This is a genomic window from Almyronema sp., from assembly GCF_052168255.1.
In the GTDB taxonomy this organism is placed as follows: domain Bacteria; phylum Cyanobacteriota; class Cyanobacteriia; order Phormidesmidales; family Phormidesmidaceae; genus Sphaerothrix; species Sphaerothrix epifaneia.
The window spans coordinates 26,131-43,484 of the sequence record NZ_JBQLZL010000011.1 but is presented as its reverse complement, the minus strand read 5'-3'; the positions used below and the strand labels follow the sequence as shown (position 1 = coordinate 43,484).

Sequence of the window (17,354 nt, the reverse complement as noted above, 5' to 3'; positions counted from 1 at the left end):
CAGGCGATCGCTGAGTACGCCTGCCCGTAAAAACCCCACAACAGAATAGCCTCGGCCTTGCTCCGGCTAGCAAGGGGCGGATGGAAGCTTCCATCCGCCTTTTTTGCTGCAACTTAAATCACTACTAGCGGTGATCTCAATCTCAATCGGCAGGCATCAATTTGTTACGCTTGAGACTTAAACCCGGTAATTACTGAATTCTCTATGTATAAAAGAATATACAAGAGATTTCGTCATCCTCTTTTTTCCCTTTTTGCTGCCTTTCTGTTTGCGCGAGGGGTGCGCTGACTAGCTGCAATATTAAGAGGTTCTAAACCATGAACTTATCCTCTTTTCAGTGGGAGGCTGTCGTCAAGCGTCTGTTAATTGTGGGGTTGTTTAGCAGTTTGGCTGGCTGTAGTCAGTTGAGTGAATCCGCTGCACCGCCTTCAAATGCGGATCAATCACCGTCCGATAACCCAGCGCAAACGTTAGTTTTAGGAGATATTTCTGCCGATCCAACGCTGAAGGTTGAACAATATCAGCCGCTTGCTAATTACCTGGCCGCTCAAATGGCTGATTCAGGCATCAAAGCAGGACGTGTCAAGATTGCGCCTGATATGGATACGATGATGCGCTGGCTACAAACGGGCGAAGTTGACCTGTACTTTGATAGCCCCTACCCAGTGATGCGGATTCAAGCAGAAACCTCAGCTCAGCCAATTTTACGCCGCTGGAAAAAAGGTGTAGCTGAGTATCACACCGTTATTTTTGCTATGCAGACGAGTCCGGTGCAATCGTTAGCCGATTTGCCCGGTCATCTCATTTCTTTAGACAGCCCTTACTCAACTACGGGCTACTTACTACCAATGGTCTTGCTGAAACAGGCTGGCCTGACGCTAACGGAAAAAGCTTCGATTCAGGCAGCGATCGCCCCTACCGAAATTGGCTACGTCTTTAGCCAGGGCGATGAAAATACCGTCGAGTGGGTTATTAACGGCGATGTAGCCGCAGGAGCCGTTGACAGCGGCACTTTTTCAGACCTCCCGGCAGAGGTTAGCAGCCAAATGCAGGTTTTGGCCGTCACGGAAGCTGTGCCTCGCCATCTAGCGGTGGTTTCGGCAACCCTCAGCCCTCAGCAAGTAGACAGGCTCAAAGCCTTGTTAACAAATCTCGACGACGTTCCGGAAGGAGAATCGATCTTAGAGCAGTTTGAAGAAACAACCCAGTTTGACGAAATCCCCGCTGAAATGTCGCTGGATTATCTGCAATCGCTTTACCAACAAATTCAGGCCGAGTAAGTAATGCATGTCTCAGACTCGTTATCCAACCAGGTATTTAGCCACTAAGCTAACCTTCGTCATCACAACGGTGTTGGTGGTGGTAGTAGCTGGCGTTAGCTGGCTGTCTATTTATCGCACTCGCAAAGCTTTTCAAACTGAATTAGAGTATCAGGCTGAAATGATGCTAGATGTGATGGTATCTGCTGCTAGCGATGCTTTTTATCTGCGCGATTACGACGAGCTGAAGTATCTCATGACCAAGCTCAGCCGAGAGCTTGACGCAGGCTTGCTAGTAGCTGGCAAAGCTTATCAAGCAGATGGTCGCGTTGTCTCAGATGCCCATCTAGAAGGCATTCAAATACAAAGTTTGCAGTCCGATCCGTTTGGAGTGCGGCTGATGCAAGGTGAGCAAACGGTTTTTGAATGGCAAGCTGACACCCTATTGGCAGGCAAATCTGTCGTGGTGGGGGGCGAAACCTTGGGGGCGCTGAGTATTGGCCTATCCACTCATCTTTTGCAAGACAAACTGGCCGCAATTCGCAACCAGGGAATTGTTTTAGCCCTGGTGGCGGCTGGGCTGGGCATTGCCCTAGCTCGATTACTGAGCCGCTCAATTACTGAACCGTTGCGGTTAGTGACTGAAGCTACCCAGCGATTGACCGCTGGCGATCTCTCGCGAACGATTCAGGTGCAGTCTAATGACGAAACGGCTGTACTGGCTGAAGCTTTCAACACGATGACGCTTAGGCTAAGAACGCTGATTGCTCAAATGGAGCTACAAGCCCAAGAACTGCGCCAAAGTGAAGCTCAAGCCTCTGAAAAAGCAGTTGCGCTAGAACAGACTTTGCACGAATTGCAGCGAACCCAAATTCAGCTTGTTCATAGTGAAAAGATGGCCAGTCTCGGGCAGCTTGTGGCGGGTATTGCCCATGAAATCAACAATCCTACCAGTTTTATTGCCGGAAACATTCAGCCCGCCCAAAGCTACGCCGAAGGGTTACTTGCGCTATTAGCGCTGTATCAAGGGCATTACCCTCAACCTGCGGTTGAAATTCAACAAAAAATTGCAGAAATTGAATTGGCGTTTGTAAGTGAAGACTTTCCGCGATTGTTGCGGTCAATGCAGGTAGGGGCAGCTCGCATTGCTGAAATTGTGCGATCGCTGCGAATATTTTCGCGCAAGGATAGCGACAGCCTCAAAACGGCTGATATTCATGAAGGATTAGACAGCACCCTACTGATTTTACGCAATCGATTGAAGCAACAAAGCAACCGCCCTGCTATTGAGGTCGTACGAGACTACGGAGACTTGCCGCCTGTAACCTGCTATTGTGGGCAGCTCAACCAGGTATTTATGAACATTTTGGCCAATGCCATTGATGCCCTTGAAGAGTCTTTGGCTCAGCCAAAAGCTGATAATGGCTTGCTGGAACGGCAGACAGCATCACCCGCCGTTCCGGTTTTGCTTGCCCCTCGCGGGCCGAACCCCAAAATTCAAATTCAAACTCAACTGCTCAAACCCGGTTGGGTAAGCATCTCGATTGCAGACAATGGGCCTGGGATGCCTGAAACGGTGCGACAGAAGCTATTTGACCCCTTTTTTACCACCAAAGATGTGGGCAAAGGGACGGGTTTAGGACTGTCAATTAGCTACCAGATTATTGTTGAGCAACACCAGGGCCAACTGAGCTGTACCTCTACAGCAGCGGGAACAGTGTTTGTGATCGAACTGCCTATCGTTCCCCCGCAAACCCTCGCCGACCTGCCAACGTCTGCATAACGTTGGCTAGAGCCACCAGGGTTAAAACACTCAAATAGCTAAAAGCCGCTAGCAGAAACGCTTTCAATCTGCCCTTTGCCTTTGGTTCTTCCATATTCTTAAATAGGCATATAATTAAGTAAATAATTAAGTGATTGGAAAAAGGAGGTATGCGCTATGCTGTTTCGCCAGCTTTTTGATCACACATCCAGCACTTACACCTACTTAATTGCCGATACGCACCTGCAAGCTGCTATTTTGGTCGATCCGGTGTTAGAGCAGGTGGAACGAGACTTGCAGCTCCTTCAAGAATGGGGACTAGCGCTGCAATGTTGCCTGGAAACGCATATTCATGCCGATCACATTACGGGCACAGGCAAACTGCGAGAACAAACAGGCTGTGAGGGCATTGTGCCTGCTAACGCCCATGCCACCTGCGCCGATCGCTTCATTCAAGATGGCGAAGTTTTGCGGCTAGGAGAGATTGAAATTGAAGCGATCGCTACCCCTGGTCATACCGATAGCCATATGGCTTATCGGGTGAATGGCGATCGCTTGCTGACAGGCGATGCCCTGTTTATTCGTGGCTGTGGACGCACCGACTTTCAAAGTGGGGATGCGGGGCGGCTGTATGACTCCGTTACGCAAAAGCTGTTTACGCTGCCGGATGCTACGGAGGTTTATCCAGCCCACGACTATCGCGGCCACACCGTTTCCACCATTGCCGAAGAAAAAGCCTTCAATCCGCGCTTTGCTGGCCGTAGTCGAGACGAGTTTATTGAATTTATGGGGCAACTGCATCTACCAGATCCGCAAAAAATGATGGAAGCCGTCCCCGCCAATGAACGCTGCGGACGACTGGCGCTGTCTGCCTAAAGCGTTTTTGGGTTCAGGGAGGGGCGAAGTTGTTGGGAGGATGGCCTAGATGACGGTGACATTTATTGTCGGGCATGGGTTGGCGATCGCCGTTGGCGTTAGCCTGGGCTTAATTGGCGGCGGCGGCTCAATTCTGGCTGTCCCGGTTTTGGTGTATGTGCTGGGTTTGTCGCCGAAAGCGGCGATCGCAATGAGCTTGGTTACGGTCGGAACCGTCAGTTTAATCGGCGCGATTCCGCACTGGCGGCAAGGCAATGTCGATCTTAAAATAGCAGCTATTTTTGCGCCTGCGGCCATGGTTGGGGCTTACGCGGGAGCCAGACTGGCGGGCTTACCCTGGGTGAGCGAAACTTTTCAGCTCATTTGCTTTGGTTTGGTGATGGTGCTGGCGAGCCTGCTGATGATTCGCCAGCACCAGCCAGCAAGATCTGCGCTCAAACCCTCACAGAACCACTGGTTAGCCATTCCCATTGAGGGGTTAGGCGTTGGTCTTTTAACCGGCTTTGTAGGGGTGGGCGGTGGCTTTGCCATCATTCCCGCTTTGGTGCTGCTAGGCGGGGTACCGATGAAAACCGCTATCGGCACGTCATTGCTGATTATTGCCGTCAAGTCAGCCACGGGATTTTTGGGCTACCTCAACCAGGTCACGCTTGACGGGGCGTTGCTGGTTTCCTTTACGCTAGCTGCCAGTTTTGGCACTTTGCTGGGGGCTTATCTCAATCGCTTCATCGATGCCAAGCATTTACAGAAAGGCTTTGGCTATTTTGTTTTAGCAGTGGCCGCTTTTGTTTTGTGGCGGCATTAGTCAAGCCCCCCCACCCGGCTAGGGGGCCAAAACCGCACAACCGCACGGCCAATAATATTTTCTTGGGGGACAAATCCCCAAGAGTGGCTATCAAAGCTGCTGTTGCGGTTGTCCCCCAAAACGAGATAGTGTTCAGGCGGTACGGTTTCTGGGCCCCACTGGTAGTCGGGGGGGGCTTTGATGTAGTCTTCCGTCAAGGCTCTATTATCGACATAGACTTGACCCCCGTTGACTTCAACCGTTTCACCCGGCAAACCAATTACCCGCTTGATGAAGGCATCTCGCCGTCCCCCAGCGGGAAACAGATTTTCCGGTGGCCAAAAAACGACAATATCGCCCCGCTCTGGCACATTAAAGTAGTAGCTGACTTTTTCAACCACGAGGCGATCGTTGATTTGCAGCGTGGGTTCCATCGAACCAGAGGGAATATAGCGAGCCTCAGCGATAAAATGGCGAATGCCGAGCGCTAAGATGACACTAAGCCCAACCGTCTGGAGCGCTTCAATCCAAGGGTTGACTGTGGGTTGCGGTGGGGTAGACGGTGTTGGCTGCTCAGGCAGTTTAGCAACATCGTCTGAACCGGGCGGCGGAGACTGGTGGGGATTGTCGGCCACAGGCAAAACCTAAACTTGAATGAAAAGCAGCATCGAATTCATCGATCATAGTCAATTTACACAATTTACCGCAAAGACGGCCAATCTCTCTCGTGACATTTATGACAGCCACCCTTATCATCCAAAACGCTCGTATTCTGCTCCCGTCTGGCGAATTTATCACTGGCGCTGTGAGTATCGAAGGCGATCGCATTGCCCAAGTTGCCCCCACGATCACACCAACGGTAGGGGCGCGGGTGATTGAGGCTGAAGGCCAAACGCTGCTACCTGGCGTAATCGACCCGCAGGTACATTTTCGCGAACCAGGTTTGGAGCATAAAGAAGACCTCTACACCGCTTCTCATGCCTGCGCCCGAGGTGGGGTCACTTCCTACTTAGAAATGCCGAATACCCTACCGCTGACGATTACTCAAAAAACGCTCGATGCCAAACTGAAGCTAGCCGCCGAAAAGTCTTTGGTCAACTACGGCTTTTTTATTGGCGCTACGCCTGAAAACTTGCCAGACCTGCGCACGGCAACCCCCACTCCTGGCATTAAGATTTTTATGGGGTCTTCTCATGGGGCGCTGCTGGTTGATACTGAAGCCGCGATCGAACCCATTTTTGCTGAGGGCGATCGCCTGATTGCTGTTCATGCTGAAAATCAAGCCCGCATCTTAGAACGACGCCAGCAATTTGCCGGACGCAGCGATCCGAAAGTCCATTCTGAAATTCAGGACAATCAGGCGGCTCTAGAAGCGACGCAGCTAGCGCTGAAGCTATCGAAAAAATACCAGCGACGCCTGCATATTTTGCACCTCTCGACGGCTGAAGAAGCCGAACTGCTGCGGCAGGATAAGCCCGCTTGGGTAACAGCGGAAGTGACCCCTCAGCACCTCTTGCTCAATACGGCTGCTTATGAAACGATTGGCACTCTGGCTCAGATGAACCCCCCCCTGCGATCGCCCCACGATAACCAGGTCTTGTGGCAAGCGCTACTCGATGGCGTTATCGATTTTATTGCCACCGACCACGCTCCCCACACGCTGGCAGAAAAAGGCAAAGGCTACCCAGCCACGCCTTCGGGCATGCCGGGGGTAGAAACTTCTTTGCCACTGATGCTGACTCAAGCGATGCAGGGACGCTGCACCGTGGCTCAGGTGGCCAACTGGATGTCTACGGCAGTGGCTAAAGCCTATCAAATACCCAACAAAGGGGCGATCGCGCCTGGGTATGACGCTGATTTGGTTCTCGTTGATCTCGAAACCTATCGCCCCGTGCTGCGCCAAGAACTGCAAACCAAGTGCGGCTGGAGTCCTTTTGAAGGTTGGGATTTAACGGGTTGGCCCACCGTTACGGTTGTGGCAGGGCGGGTGGCTTTTGAGCGGGGGCATTTTGACGATACGGTACGCGGCAAAGCCCTGACGTTTGGCACACCCTAAGGGCTGGCGACGAACAATCGCTACTCCCAATAGTCTGTTTCAGAAGACGGATAAGGATCGTGGGTTGGCAGATGCTCAGAGAGATCGCTCATCTGGGCAAAAGATTCTTCTATCCAGATCTGGGCGCGAATCGGGCCATAGCGATCGCGAATGGCCGCTTCAATTTGTTCACCAATTTGGTGAGCCTGAACCAGATATTCGGGATGCAGCATGAGCCAAACTTCTACCCACACCTGCCGCCCCACCATGCCGCGTGTGCGAATGCGCGTACAGCGGATGACGCCCTCTACAGCGTTAATAATTTCAGCAATGGCTTCAGGGGCGATCGCGGTTGGTTTTAAGAGCATCGGCAACTGGGCAGTAATGACCTGCCACACACTGCGCCCTGCCATACCCACCAGCAAGATAGAAAAGAGCGGATCCAACCAGCGATAGCCGCGCAAAATGCCTAGCAGCACTACCAGCAGCGTTAGACTCATCCAGCTATCTTGCAAAATGTGGCTGGTATTGAGCTTAAAAGCGACGCTAGAGAGCTGCTTAGCCTGATAGCCACAAAACAAAGCAACCCCTAGCTGCACGACAATCATCACCAGCACCAGTTGCACAAGGCGCACATCTAGACTCACCAGAAAAGCTAGACTGTTGCCCTGTGCAGCCGTTTCCATCTGCTGTAGCGCAATAATTACCAGGCTAAAGCCAGTAAAGCCGAGAAACGCAACCAGCAACAGCGTACAAGCCACTTCGGTGCGACCGTGACCCCAAATCTCGCGGCCTAACGTGCGCTGCGGCGAGGTGACGGCGATTAAGCTCAGCACTGTACTGAAGCCATCAATCAGCGTGTGTAGAGACTCTGCTAGCAAGCTCAAAGACTGGCTAGTCCAGCCGACACCCACTTCGACCGCCAGAATTAACAGCAACATCCAGAGCGTTAACATCAGCAGACGATGGGTAAATTGGCGCTGAGTGATTCCACCTGTCATCAAACCAGTTCGCCTTCCGTGGGTAGGGTCAGTTTTGAAGCAAGCATGGCTGCTAGGCTCGATAAAGAAAAAACACCAAGGAGCAGTTGTAGGAGGTCAACCTTGAGCAATATACAGCTATTGGTACTTGACATCGACGGTACGCTATCAGGTCATTCAAATCAAATCGAACCCACTGTACTCAAGGCCATTCAAGCAGCCCAAGCTAAACACATTCAGGTAGCGATCGCCACCGGGCGAATGTACTGCTCGGCTGTGCGCTTTCATCAGGCAGTCAAGTCTACGCTACCGCTGATGAGTTATCAGGGTGCCTTAATTAAAGATCCCCTTACCCAAAAGCTCTACCAGCACAGCCCTCTTTCTCGCCAGCATGCCCTCAAACTACTGGAGTATTTAGCGCCTTTAGAAGCTGATCAGGCGCTTTCTATTCATCTCTATATTGACGATCAGCTACACGTTCGCGAAATTATTGCCGACACCCAAGCCTATGCCGCGCGATCGCAAATTCAGCCCATTGCCGCCGGAGACTTACGTGCTTTTCTAACGCAAAACGCTACCTTAGAAACAACCAAACTGCTAGCCCTCAGCCCCCAACCCGAACTTGTGCAAACCTTGCTAGCCGAACTGCGGCAACAATACAGCAGCCAAGACCTTTACTTCACCAGTTCGGTATCGACCTTTTTTGAAGTTACCAGCCCTCAAGCCAACAAAGGAGCCGCCGTAAAGTTTTTGGCTGAAGCGTTGTTGGGTCTAAACGCTAATCAGGTGATGACCATCGGCGACAACTTCAACGATTTAGAAATGATTCAATATGCCGGAATTGGCGTCGCTATGGGAGATGCACCTGCTGCCGTCAAAGCAGAAGCCGATTGGGTTGCCCCGGCGGTAGAGCAACATGGCGTAGCCGCAGCGATCGAAGAATTTTTGCTCTAATTTGAGAGCAATTTACTAGCCAGTCTTTTCGCGAGTTGAAAGACTAGCGGCTAGGTGAGCGTCAGCGATCGCGATAGACCTTGCGGCTGAGATGTTTAATGGCTACTAGCCGCTGACAAAAAAGCTCTCCTTTTGTCTTTAGCTTTCAGCCTTCTCGCTTTATCACTATCTACTTTGTAAAAAGCAACGGTCGTTAATTATTCGTACCCCCAAAATCCGGATTATGCAGATTTGCGTACGCAAATCTGCTGATTTTTTTCTTTTTTTTACCTGAAGGCTTTATCTATAGGGAACCTTAGAGTGTCATTCAATGCTTGCCTGCCGTTGGATATGCTGTTTGCCTTGATGCCGCATGGATCCTGCTATCTTTGGGATCCCTGGCTGACTTCACTTCATGTCAGTACCGATCTAGCGATCGCTTTTTCTTATCTTGCTATTACTTTCCAGTTGACGTTTTTTCTGCGTAAATATCCGCAGACCTGGCTGGGTCAGCAGCGCCTAATCACCTACGGGTTTATTCTGTTTTGCGGACTCGGTCACACTTTTTCAGCTTGGAATGTTTGGCATTCTAACTATTGGAGCGAAGGGGCGCTCAAAATGGCGATCGCGATCGCCTCTTGGTCGGCAGTTTGGGCGGTTCAACTGTCTCAAGCCAGGGTAGAGCAAGTCATTACTGAACTAAAGACAGCCGAAACCCAGCGGCAAACCCTGCAAACTATTCTGGAAACTAACTTAGATGGGGTGATGGCTTTTTCAGCCATTCGCGATGCCAACGGTAAGATTGCCGACTTTCAATATGTCTTGGTAAATCAAGCTGCTGCTGAAATGGCGGGTCAAAGCGATCTCATTGGTAAGCGCCTCTTAGACATTGCGCCTTACCACTTAGAAAATGGTGTGTTTGACCTGTATTGCCAGGTGACAGAAACCGGAAAATCAGCCGAACTAGAGTTTGAATACGAAGGTAAAGAGTACCAAAATCGCTGGTTTCGCATTCATTCCTCTAAGCTAGCGGATGGCTTTCTCGTCTCTTTTACCGAAGTTACTAATTACAAGCAAGCAGAAGCCCAACTTCGCCAGCAAGCCACCACAGACACACTCACGCGTATTTCTAACCGCAGTATTTTAGAAGCGGCTGACCTCGAAAACATCAATGCGGTTTTGTTTGTCGATTTAGACAAATTTAAAAATATCAACGATAGAGTTGGTCACAAAATAGGCGATTTAGTCTTAATTGAAATTGCTCAGCGCTTACAATCTGCTGTTCGTCCCTGCGATCGCGTTATTCGTTGGGGCGGAGATGAATTTGTCATTTTAATTAGCGATCGCTGTGGCGAACAGGTCAACCTTGCTTACGACACAGCAGAGCAGATTGTTGCTAAGATTGAGCAGCCCATTCAGCTAGAGATGCGGGAATATTTGCTGAGTGCCTCTATCGGCGTTTACCGTCTTCCGCCTGAGCCAATCCCTCTAGAACAGGCTATTCGTCGTGCAGATGCCGCCATGTATGAAGCGAAACAACTGCGGCGGCAAGAGCCGATGATGCCTGCGATCGCTCGGTTCGACGAATCTATTTTGCTCAAAATGCAGGAGCGTGATCACTGGGAAGAAGACTTAAGAACGGCGATTGAGCAGCAACACCTTGTTCTCTATTATCAGCCCATTGTTGACTTACAAGCCGAAGATTTTCCTATTATTGGATTTGAAACGTTACTGCGCTGGCAACACCCAGAACACGGATTAATTTATCCAGATTTTTTTATTCCCATCGCTGAAAGATCTGGGCTAATTCATCTTATTTCTCAGTATGTTTTGCGTAGAGCTTATGATCAAGCCATTCAATGGAGTTCCCCAAATTGCCCTATTAAAATGGGCATCAATTTATGTGTAGATGACCTCAGCCACTCTACCTTTTTAAGCGCGATCGAAGAAACGCTAAACCAAAAAGCGATCGGTACTAGCTGTATTTTTTTTGAAATTACGGAAACCTCAATTTCTGATATTGCTATTAGTGAAGTGCGAGCCGCCGCGCATCAAATCAAAAAAATTGGCGGCAACTTATCCTTAGACGATTTTGGTACAGGTCGCAATACGCTGTGCTGTCTGCAATGGAATGTATTTGACTCGATTAAAATCGATCGCAGTTTTGTTTCGGGTGCCGAAGCCATGCCCAAAATTTGTCAGCTCGTCACCTCGCTGGCTCATGGCCTAGATTTAGAAGTGGTCGCTGAAGGAGTAGAAACCGCTGAGCAAGCTCACATGCTCAAAAGTTTTGGCGTTAAATATGCCCAAGGATACTACTTTGGCAAACCCCATCCTCCTGCCGTCATTGAGCAGACCTGGTACCGGGGCAAAGCCTGCCCAACGCTCAGCTAAAAGACTGCACCTGTTGCTGTAGAAGGCCAAGCCCAGCTTGCCCATCTTTAAACCGAGCTTTCGTTAAGCTAACAGTATCGGTAAAAGATTAGGGAAAAGTGAGTTGACTAAGGCATTAGGCTTAGCACTGGGTGGCGGCGGTGCTAGAGGATGGGCGCATGTCGGTGTGCTGCGAGCCATGGAAGAAGCCGATATTAAAGTTGACTATCTAGCAGGTAACAGTATTGGGGCGTTGGTGGGGGCTGTTTATGTGGTTGGGGCGTTGGCTCAGCTAGAAAGCTTTGCCGATGAAGCCAGCCTAGAAACGCTCGTGTCTTTGATTGACATTTCTTTTCCCAACTTGGGTTTGATCAACGGCGACCAGGTGCAGCAGTTTATCCGCCAATATCTGTCTGACTACCAGATTGAAGAGGCGGCTATTCCTTTTCGCTGCGTTGCCACTAATTTTCTATCAAAGCAAGAAATGATTTTTCAATCTGGCTCTATGGTGGATGCGGTACGAGCCAGTATTTCTATTCCGGGTATTTTTGCCCCCTTTCGCTATGAAAATGCTTACCTGGTGGATGGGGGTGTTGTGAATCCGGTACCTGTGAGCGTTGTCAGGGCGATGGGAGCCGACGCAATTGTGGCGGTCAACCTCAACAGTGACTCTGAAGCTCCATCGAGACCCGACTCCGCGACTGAGACGCCCTCGCCCCACCCAGACTCGTCTAACGGCGGACACCTCGCAGTGCCTGCTAGCGGTTTTGTCCAAAGTCTAGCCGATCGCTATGAGACGCTAAAAAGCGCTTTACAAGACGAAGTAGACGATTGGATTCCCGACCCCACCACTGGCTTAAACATTTTTGATGTGATCGGCAACTGCATGAACATGCTAGAACAGCAGGTCACCCGAATTAATTTGCAAACCGATCAGCCACATTTGCTGATCGAGCCAAAGCTGATGGAATTCGGTATTTTTGACTTTCATCAAGCCCAACCCATTATGCAAAGAGGCTATGAGGCCGCAAAAGCCGTGTTGCCTGACCTGCAAGCATTAGCTACGACTGAGTAAATCGCCTTACATCGGGTCTTTCCGACAGGAACCCTGTCTCGGTAGGATCTGAGCATGCTGTCAAGTTCATAAACCTATGCCCAATCCTGAATCCCCCAATCCGCTACCCAAAGGTATGAGTCGAGAAAAGTATGAGCGGCTTAAAGCTGAAGCCAAAGCCCCTTATAAAGGCTTGCGCAAATTTGTCTATGGCACTTTTGGCGCGTCTGGTTTGATTGGGGCTTTTGTCTTTTTAGCCCAAACGCTGGCGGGGCGGGAAGTGGCTACAGCGTTGCCCAACCTGGCGTTGCAGCTTGGGGTGGTGGCTTTGATGGTGTGGCTGTGGCGACTAGAGAGCAAGTAGTCGTTGATTTAAGGAGAAGTCGCCAGCGTCAATTCACCGGGCGTTGCGCTGAGGCACCGCCACTCTCCGCCTTTAGCGCGATCGCCCACCTAAGCCACCTAGAAAAGCTGCTCTGCAAACCTGCTGTGATTATTGGCCGCTGCTTGAGCCAATACACGACTGCCTACGAATTGTTGTTACGCTCTTCTAGGCGTTTTTGCCATTGAGCGTCTAGCTTGTCGCGCTGAGTGGCTTCTTGCTCAATTAAGTCTTGCTCGGTGGTGTAGGCCAGGTCTTCTTTGCTGACAATTTCGCGGCGGGCAAACTGTTTGGCGTAGGCTAATTTCTTTTGTACGTCGGTACCTGCCTGGTTAAAAGCGATCGCCCGTTGTTGGCGCGACTGATTTCGCGACTCAATTTTGCCGTTGCGCCACTGCACCCAAAAATAGCGCACCAGGGGAATGCCCAAAAAGGCGGTGCCATAAGCTAACAGCAGCCAGTAGATAGAGTTGACAAAGGCTACTAACCCGCCTAACTCTGCCACCAGTGCCTGGTCTTGCAGCAGCCCTCCTAAAACTAAAGCCCCAATAATATTGGCCGCCCCTAACCCTACCGCCAGCATAATCTGCCCTGAACTAGCCAGACTAAAACGACGAGGAAACTCTTTGAGATAGGCCGAAACCGAAGCTTGACGGCGATCGCTGGCAGTCACCTGGAGATCGGGAAAACGGTAGACCAGGCCACCTTCTGCCGTGACCTCTGGCAAGCCATTAAAACGGCTCAAAACAGGCAGCATGTAGTCTTCGTATTCTTGCGACCAGCCTTGGCCTAATTCGTCTAAATAGGGAGCGATTTGCTCGGCAATGACCACTCCCTCGGCATTGCGAATGACGTTGCCCACGGTTTGCCAGCGTCGATCTTCTAAATCGGCGTTGGGGTCGCCGTCGCCAAACAAAAACGAAAAAATAGCCTCAAAAAAGTTGAGTTCGCTGTTGCTGCCACGCTGGGGTTTTTGGCGCGGATAGCGACGGTTGCCATAGTCGTAATTAAAAAACCAAAACAAATCTGGCCCAAACCAGAGACGAGGGACAAAAATAAAGCCACCGCCCCGACTGTCGCCAAAGCCCCCATCGCGATCGCCCTCTGAACGAGAAGAGTTCATGGCAATCAACAAAATCGCAATGGTAATAAAAATGAGTGCGATCGAAACTAGCAGCAAAATCCCAAAAGAGATGCGAATCAGGTAGAACAAGACGTTCCAAACCCGCTGCCAGGTTTGCTGTAAGCGCAAGCGCCAATATTTGCTCTGTAAGATGCTGCGAAAGTTGCGCGGAAACTCATAGGCAACTTCCCCTGTTTCGGATACCTGCAAATGAGCCTGGGTTTCAGAGGCCAGCGCTAGCAGATCAGACTGGGCGACTTGAATATTGAGACCCGCCTGAGTGGCGACATCTCCTACCGTAACCCGATAGCGAAGCTGCTCGACGGCTTTCATAACCGCTGGGTTGAGCGCCATGCGATCTCTCCAATGGAAACGTTCTTAAATACCAGTATAGAGAGGGAATTCCGGCGGTAGCAGTGTGGAGAACCGCAGGCCGAGGTGCGATCGCGCTCTGGCTGTTTTTGGGTACGAATCTTTCTGCTGACAGACAGGGATGACGCTGAGTTGAGCTATCCTGAGTCAATCCTCCGCGTCATACTCTTTGAGGCTCTATGCGGGCAACCTGGCTACGAAATAAAAGCTTCATGGCTCTGATTGTCTTAGGCATAGCTGTTGTTGTGTTACTGAGCCTCTTGCTACCAACGAAAGAATGGGCAGTCGCTATTGATCAATGGCTTAAATCACTGGGGCCGTTGGCATTTCCAGCTTTTGTCGCTATTTATGTCGTCGCCACAGTCTGTGGTCTACCCAATGTGATTTTTGTGCTGGTAGCGGGGACTGTCTTTGGCTTGCTCAATGGCGTGTTGTCGGCTTCGGTGGCTGATACCATCGGCGCGATCGCCTGTTTTGTTTTGGGACGTACTTTAATTCGTCGCCAGGTAAAAGCCTGGATAGGGCAAAACTCGCAGTTTGATCGCTTAGATCAAGCCGTTGCTAAAAAAGGCTGGAAAATTTTGCTTCTGAGCCGTTTGGCTCCTATGATTCCGTCTAACGTGCTGAATTACGGCTTTAGCCTGACCCAAGTTAAGTTCTGGCAATATTTGCTGTGTACGTGGGTGGGGATGCTGCCCGTCTTGAGCTTCTATGTCTATATCGGCTACTTTGGCATGAGCTTACTGGGGCGAGATACAAAACCCGGTGTGCTGGTCTTGCAGATAGGCGGATTGCTGGCGGCGATCGCGGCGGCTATTTATACCACCCGCCTTGCCCAAAAAGCCCTGTCTAATGACGCCGAGAAGTGAGTTTTTTGGAGGATGTTTGAACAGTCTTATTTTCTATAGCAAAAGTGGAGATCCCCCTAAATCCCCCTTAAAGAGACTTTTACATCCTTTTTTGAGGGGGCAGGGAGATCAACAGGTGTCTAAGGCTACAGCAGATCACTTTTCAAACGCTCTCTTAGGTAAGCGATCGCGCTGCTGTAACCCCCTTACTATTACCCCTCACCAGAGGACTTAGGTCAGATCGCTTGCAGCCTATTTTCTAATCCCACCAAAGCATGAGCGCCATGGTGCGAGGCAAGTCTTTTGCCATCACCTTTAAGCCAAAATCTTCTGCTTCTGGATCAAGTCCATCTACTAGCTCTAGATTAGCCGGATCTATTTCATCTCCCATTTCCTGAGACATTTCAATCATCTCAGCCAGACAGCCATACCCTTGATCGATCACATCGGGGCAAAACTCATAAACTTCCTGACAAAAATCAGCCAGGTTTTCTGGCAACGAGTAAAGTTTCAAGTGAACAGTTGCCTGATCAACTTCTAAAACTTCAAATCGAAAGCGCTTTGACCAATCAAGCAGACGCTCTACAATGTCGTTGGTATCAACATCACAGTTAATACCGTTCGTGCCAATCTGACGAATTTGATCAATAGCTTGATTAAGATCCATAAGTCTTTTATTTAACAACGCCTCAATTGCAGCCCTTGCTTATCTAGCAAAACCAGACAGATATAGCTCAAGGCAAAAGGTAGAATGAAAGCTTTTCTGTCAGCGGCTTACAGCCATTTCGGTGTCTTAGCTTCGGTGATAAAGCTATAGCATCCTTTGCTGCGGGTGGCTAAACAGGTCGGTTAATAAAACCTATTTACGTTGCGGGTTCCGTCCTAAAAAGAGCGACCCGGTTTTGGCTCGGTTCAAATCTACCTGATTGTTAGCGTAGATCTAAAGTCTGGCTGCACCATCCAGCAAATCGCCCTCGCTCCCAAGTTATATCAATTCTCGATTTTGGATTTTCGATTTTGAATTGACCAGTCTTGGCTCTACATACGTTTCGTCATTTTCATCTGTACCTTTCTTTTGAAGAATCGGTATTACCCCTTTAATCCGTTCACCTCTTCAAGCAGTCGCCGCCGCGTCAGGATGGAAATCCTGACGCGGGCGTTCGGTTGATCAATCCTGTCAAAAGTTAAAAATCTGGCAACGCCTGACATTAAAAGGTCTTAAGCTAGTCAGAATCGTAAGTTAATATCAGCCGATTCAATCGCTGGGGAAGCCTATGAAACTGTCTGCTCGAATCACCCAAGTCTCACCGTCGATGACGCTAGCTATTTCTGCTAAAGCCAAAGCTATGAAAGCAGAAGGCTTGGATGTCTGCAGCTTTAGTGCCGGAGAACCCGACTTCCCCACCCCCGCCCACATTTGCACCGCTGCTAAGCAAGCTCTAGACGACGGCAAAACCCGCTACGGCCCTGCTGCCGGAGAACCCGCGCTGCGACAGGCGATCGCCCAAAAACTACAAAGCGACAATGACCTTTGCTACGCTGCCGAAAACATCATTGTCACCAATGGCGGCAAGCACTCACTCTACAACCTGATCACAGTGATGATCGAGGAAGGCGATGAGGTCATTATCCCGGCACCCTATTGGGTTAGCTACCCAGAGATGGTCAAACTGGCAGGCGGCACGCCAGTGATTGTGCCAACTGACCTAGCCAGTGGTTTTAAGATCACCCCTGAGCAACTCCGCAACGCCATCACACCGAAAACGCGCCTGTTTGTGATGAACTCCCCCTCTAATCCCACAGGCATGGTTTACACCCCTGACGAAATTCGAGCCTTGGCCGCAGTGGTAGTAGAAGCGGATATTTGGGTGGTCTCTGACGAAATTTACGAAAAAATTCTCTACGACGGTGCGACCCACCTCAGCATTGGTGCCGCTAGCCCTGAAGCTTTTCAGCATGCCATTATCAGCAACGGCTTTGCCAAAGCTTATTCGATGACGGGTTGGCGGTTGGGCTATCTAGCTGGCCCAACCGAGCTGATTAAAGCCTGTAGCACTTTGCAGAGTCACAGCACCTCTAACGTGTGTACGTTTGCTCAGTATGGTGCGATCGCGGCCTTAAAAGGCTCCCAAGACTGCGTTGCCGAAATGCGACAAGCCTTTGCCCAGCGCCGAGCTTATATTGTCGAAGCGATTCGAGCAATGCCGGGACTCACCTGCCCGACGCCTCAAGGCGCTTTTTATGTATTTGTCGATATTAGCCAGTTGGGCATGACCTCGCTCGACTTTTGCAACGGCCTTTTAGAAGAAAAACACGTAGCCACCGTTCCGGGTGTGGCCTTTGGGGCTGACGACTGCATTCGGATTTCTTATGCCACTGATCTAGACACGATTAAGCACGGCATGGAACGGATGGAAGCCTACATCAAAGCCAACCTGTAAATCAGCCAGAAACTTTGACAGCCTGACGCTTGGCTGGTTAACTGCGATACTGTTTGTGCTTCTATCCGCGATCGCCATTCGCCAACCAACTGGCAAGACCGATAACGCTGGGCGCAACTCACCCAGCCGCCT

At 50.3% G+C, this 17,354-nt stretch carries 15 protein-coding genes; 11 read left to right on the top strand and 4 right to left on the bottom strand.

The window, feature by feature from the left end:
• Window positions 1–317 precede the first annotated feature (317 nt).
• From ACTS3T_RS01980 to ACTS3T_RS01965, 4 genes are all read left to right on the top strand, one after another.
• A complete protein-coding gene (locus tag ACTS3T_RS01980; RefSeq protein WP_462934681.1) occupies window positions 318–1,280 on the top strand; it encodes a phosphate/phosphite/phosphonate ABC transporter substrate-binding protein in 963 nt (320 codons plus the stop codon).
• 7 nt (window positions 1,281–1,287) lie between these two features.
• Entirely contained in the window at window positions 1,288–3,042 is a 1,755-nt protein-coding gene (locus ACTS3T_RS01975; RefSeq protein ID WP_462934680.1) for a sensor histidine kinase, read from the top strand.
• A 156-nt stretch (window positions 3,043–3,198) separates the two neighbouring features.
• On the top strand, window positions 3,199–3,897 hold the full coding sequence (locus ACTS3T_RS01970; protein ID WP_462934679.1) for an MBL fold metallo-hydrolase: 699 nt from the start codon (window positions 3,199–3,201) through the stop codon (window positions 3,895–3,897).
• 49 nt (window positions 3,898–3,946) lie between these two features.
• Window positions 3,947–4,702, top strand: coding sequence for a sulfite exporter TauE/SafE family protein (locus ACTS3T_RS01965; RefSeq protein WP_462934678.1), 756 nt, complete (start codon window positions 3,947–3,949; stop codon window positions 4,700–4,702).
• Here ACTS3T_RS01965 and lepB read toward each other — a convergent pair.
• Window positions 4,699–5,262 carry a signal peptidase I gene (gene lepB / locus ACTS3T_RS01960; protein ID WP_462934711.1) on the bottom strand — a complete coding sequence of 188 codons (564 nt, stop codon included), beginning with the start codon at window positions 5,260–5,262 and terminating at the stop codon, window positions 4,699–4,701. The genes ACTS3T_RS01965 and lepB overlap by 4 nt on opposite strands.
• 155 nt (window positions 5,263–5,417) lie before the next feature.
• Here lepB and ACTS3T_RS01955 point away from each other — a divergent pair, with 155 nt between their 5' ends.
• On the top strand, window positions 5,418–6,737 hold the full coding sequence (locus tag ACTS3T_RS01955) for a dihydroorotase (RefSeq protein WP_462934677.1): 1,320 nt from the start codon (window positions 5,418–5,420) through the stop codon (window positions 6,735–6,737).
• A 20-nt stretch (window positions 6,738–6,757) separates the two neighbouring features.
• Here ACTS3T_RS01955 and ACTS3T_RS01950 read toward each other — a convergent pair whose 3' ends face one another.
• On the bottom strand, window positions 6,758–7,717 hold the full coding sequence (locus ACTS3T_RS01950; protein WP_462934676.1) for a cation diffusion facilitator family transporter: 960 nt from the start codon (window positions 7,715–7,717) through the stop codon (window positions 6,758–6,760).
• A gap of 102 nt (window positions 7,718–7,819) precedes the next feature.
• Between ACTS3T_RS01950 and ACTS3T_RS01945 the strand changes: the two genes are divergently transcribed.
• The 4 genes from ACTS3T_RS01945 (at window position 7,820) to ACTS3T_RS01930 (ending at window position 12,420) form a co-directional block, all read left to right on the top strand.
• Entirely contained in the window at window positions 7,820–8,650 is an 831-nt protein-coding gene (locus ACTS3T_RS01945) for a Cof-type HAD-IIB family hydrolase (protein ID WP_462934675.1), read from the top strand.
• A gap of 300 nt (window positions 8,651–8,950) precedes the next feature.
• Window positions 8,951–11,023, top strand: a complete 2,073-nt coding sequence (locus tag ACTS3T_RS01940) for a putative bifunctional diguanylate cyclase/phosphodiesterase (RefSeq protein ID WP_462934674.1) — start codon at window positions 8,951–8,953, stop codon at window positions 11,021–11,023.
• Window positions 11,024–11,126: 103 nt separating this feature from the next.
• Window positions 11,127–12,077, top strand: coding sequence for a patatin-like phospholipase family protein (locus ACTS3T_RS01935; protein ID WP_462934673.1), 951 nt, complete (start codon window positions 11,127–11,129; stop codon window positions 12,075–12,077).
• A 76-nt stretch (window positions 12,078–12,153) separates the two neighbouring features.
• A complete protein-coding gene (locus ACTS3T_RS01930; RefSeq protein ID WP_462934672.1) occupies window positions 12,154–12,420 on the top strand; it encodes a DUF3493 domain-containing protein in 267 nt (88 codons plus the stop codon).
• A 163-nt stretch (window positions 12,421–12,583) separates the two neighbouring features.
• Here the strand turns inward: ACTS3T_RS01930 and ACTS3T_RS01925 are convergent, their stop codons facing one another.
• The gene (locus ACTS3T_RS01925) at window positions 12,584–13,915 is read right to left on the bottom strand and encodes a hypothetical protein (RefSeq protein WP_462934671.1); all 1,332 of its coding nucleotides are present in this window, start codon (window positions 13,913–13,915) and stop codon (window positions 12,584–12,586) included.
• Window positions 13,916–14,145: 230 nt separating this feature from the next.
• Between ACTS3T_RS01925 and ACTS3T_RS01920 the strand changes: the two genes are divergently transcribed.
• Window positions 14,146–14,802, top strand: coding sequence for a TVP38/TMEM64 family protein (locus tag ACTS3T_RS01920; RefSeq protein WP_462934670.1), 657 nt, complete (start codon window positions 14,146–14,148; stop codon window positions 14,800–14,802).
• A gap of 238 nt (window positions 14,803–15,040) precedes the next feature.
• On the opposite strand, the gene ACTS3T_RS01915 is transcribed toward ACTS3T_RS01920, so the two are convergent.
• A complete protein-coding gene (locus ACTS3T_RS01915; protein ID WP_462934669.1) occupies window positions 15,041–15,448 on the bottom strand; it encodes a DUF4253 domain-containing protein in 408 nt (135 codons plus the stop codon).
• A gap of 607 nt (window positions 15,449–16,055) precedes the next feature.
• Here ACTS3T_RS01915 and ACTS3T_RS01910 point away from each other — a divergent pair.
• Window positions 16,056–17,222, top strand: a complete 1,167-nt coding sequence (locus ACTS3T_RS01910; RefSeq protein ID WP_462934668.1) for a pyridoxal phosphate-dependent aminotransferase — start codon at window positions 16,056–16,058, stop codon at window positions 17,220–17,222.
• Window positions 17,223–17,354 lie beyond the last annotated feature (132 nt).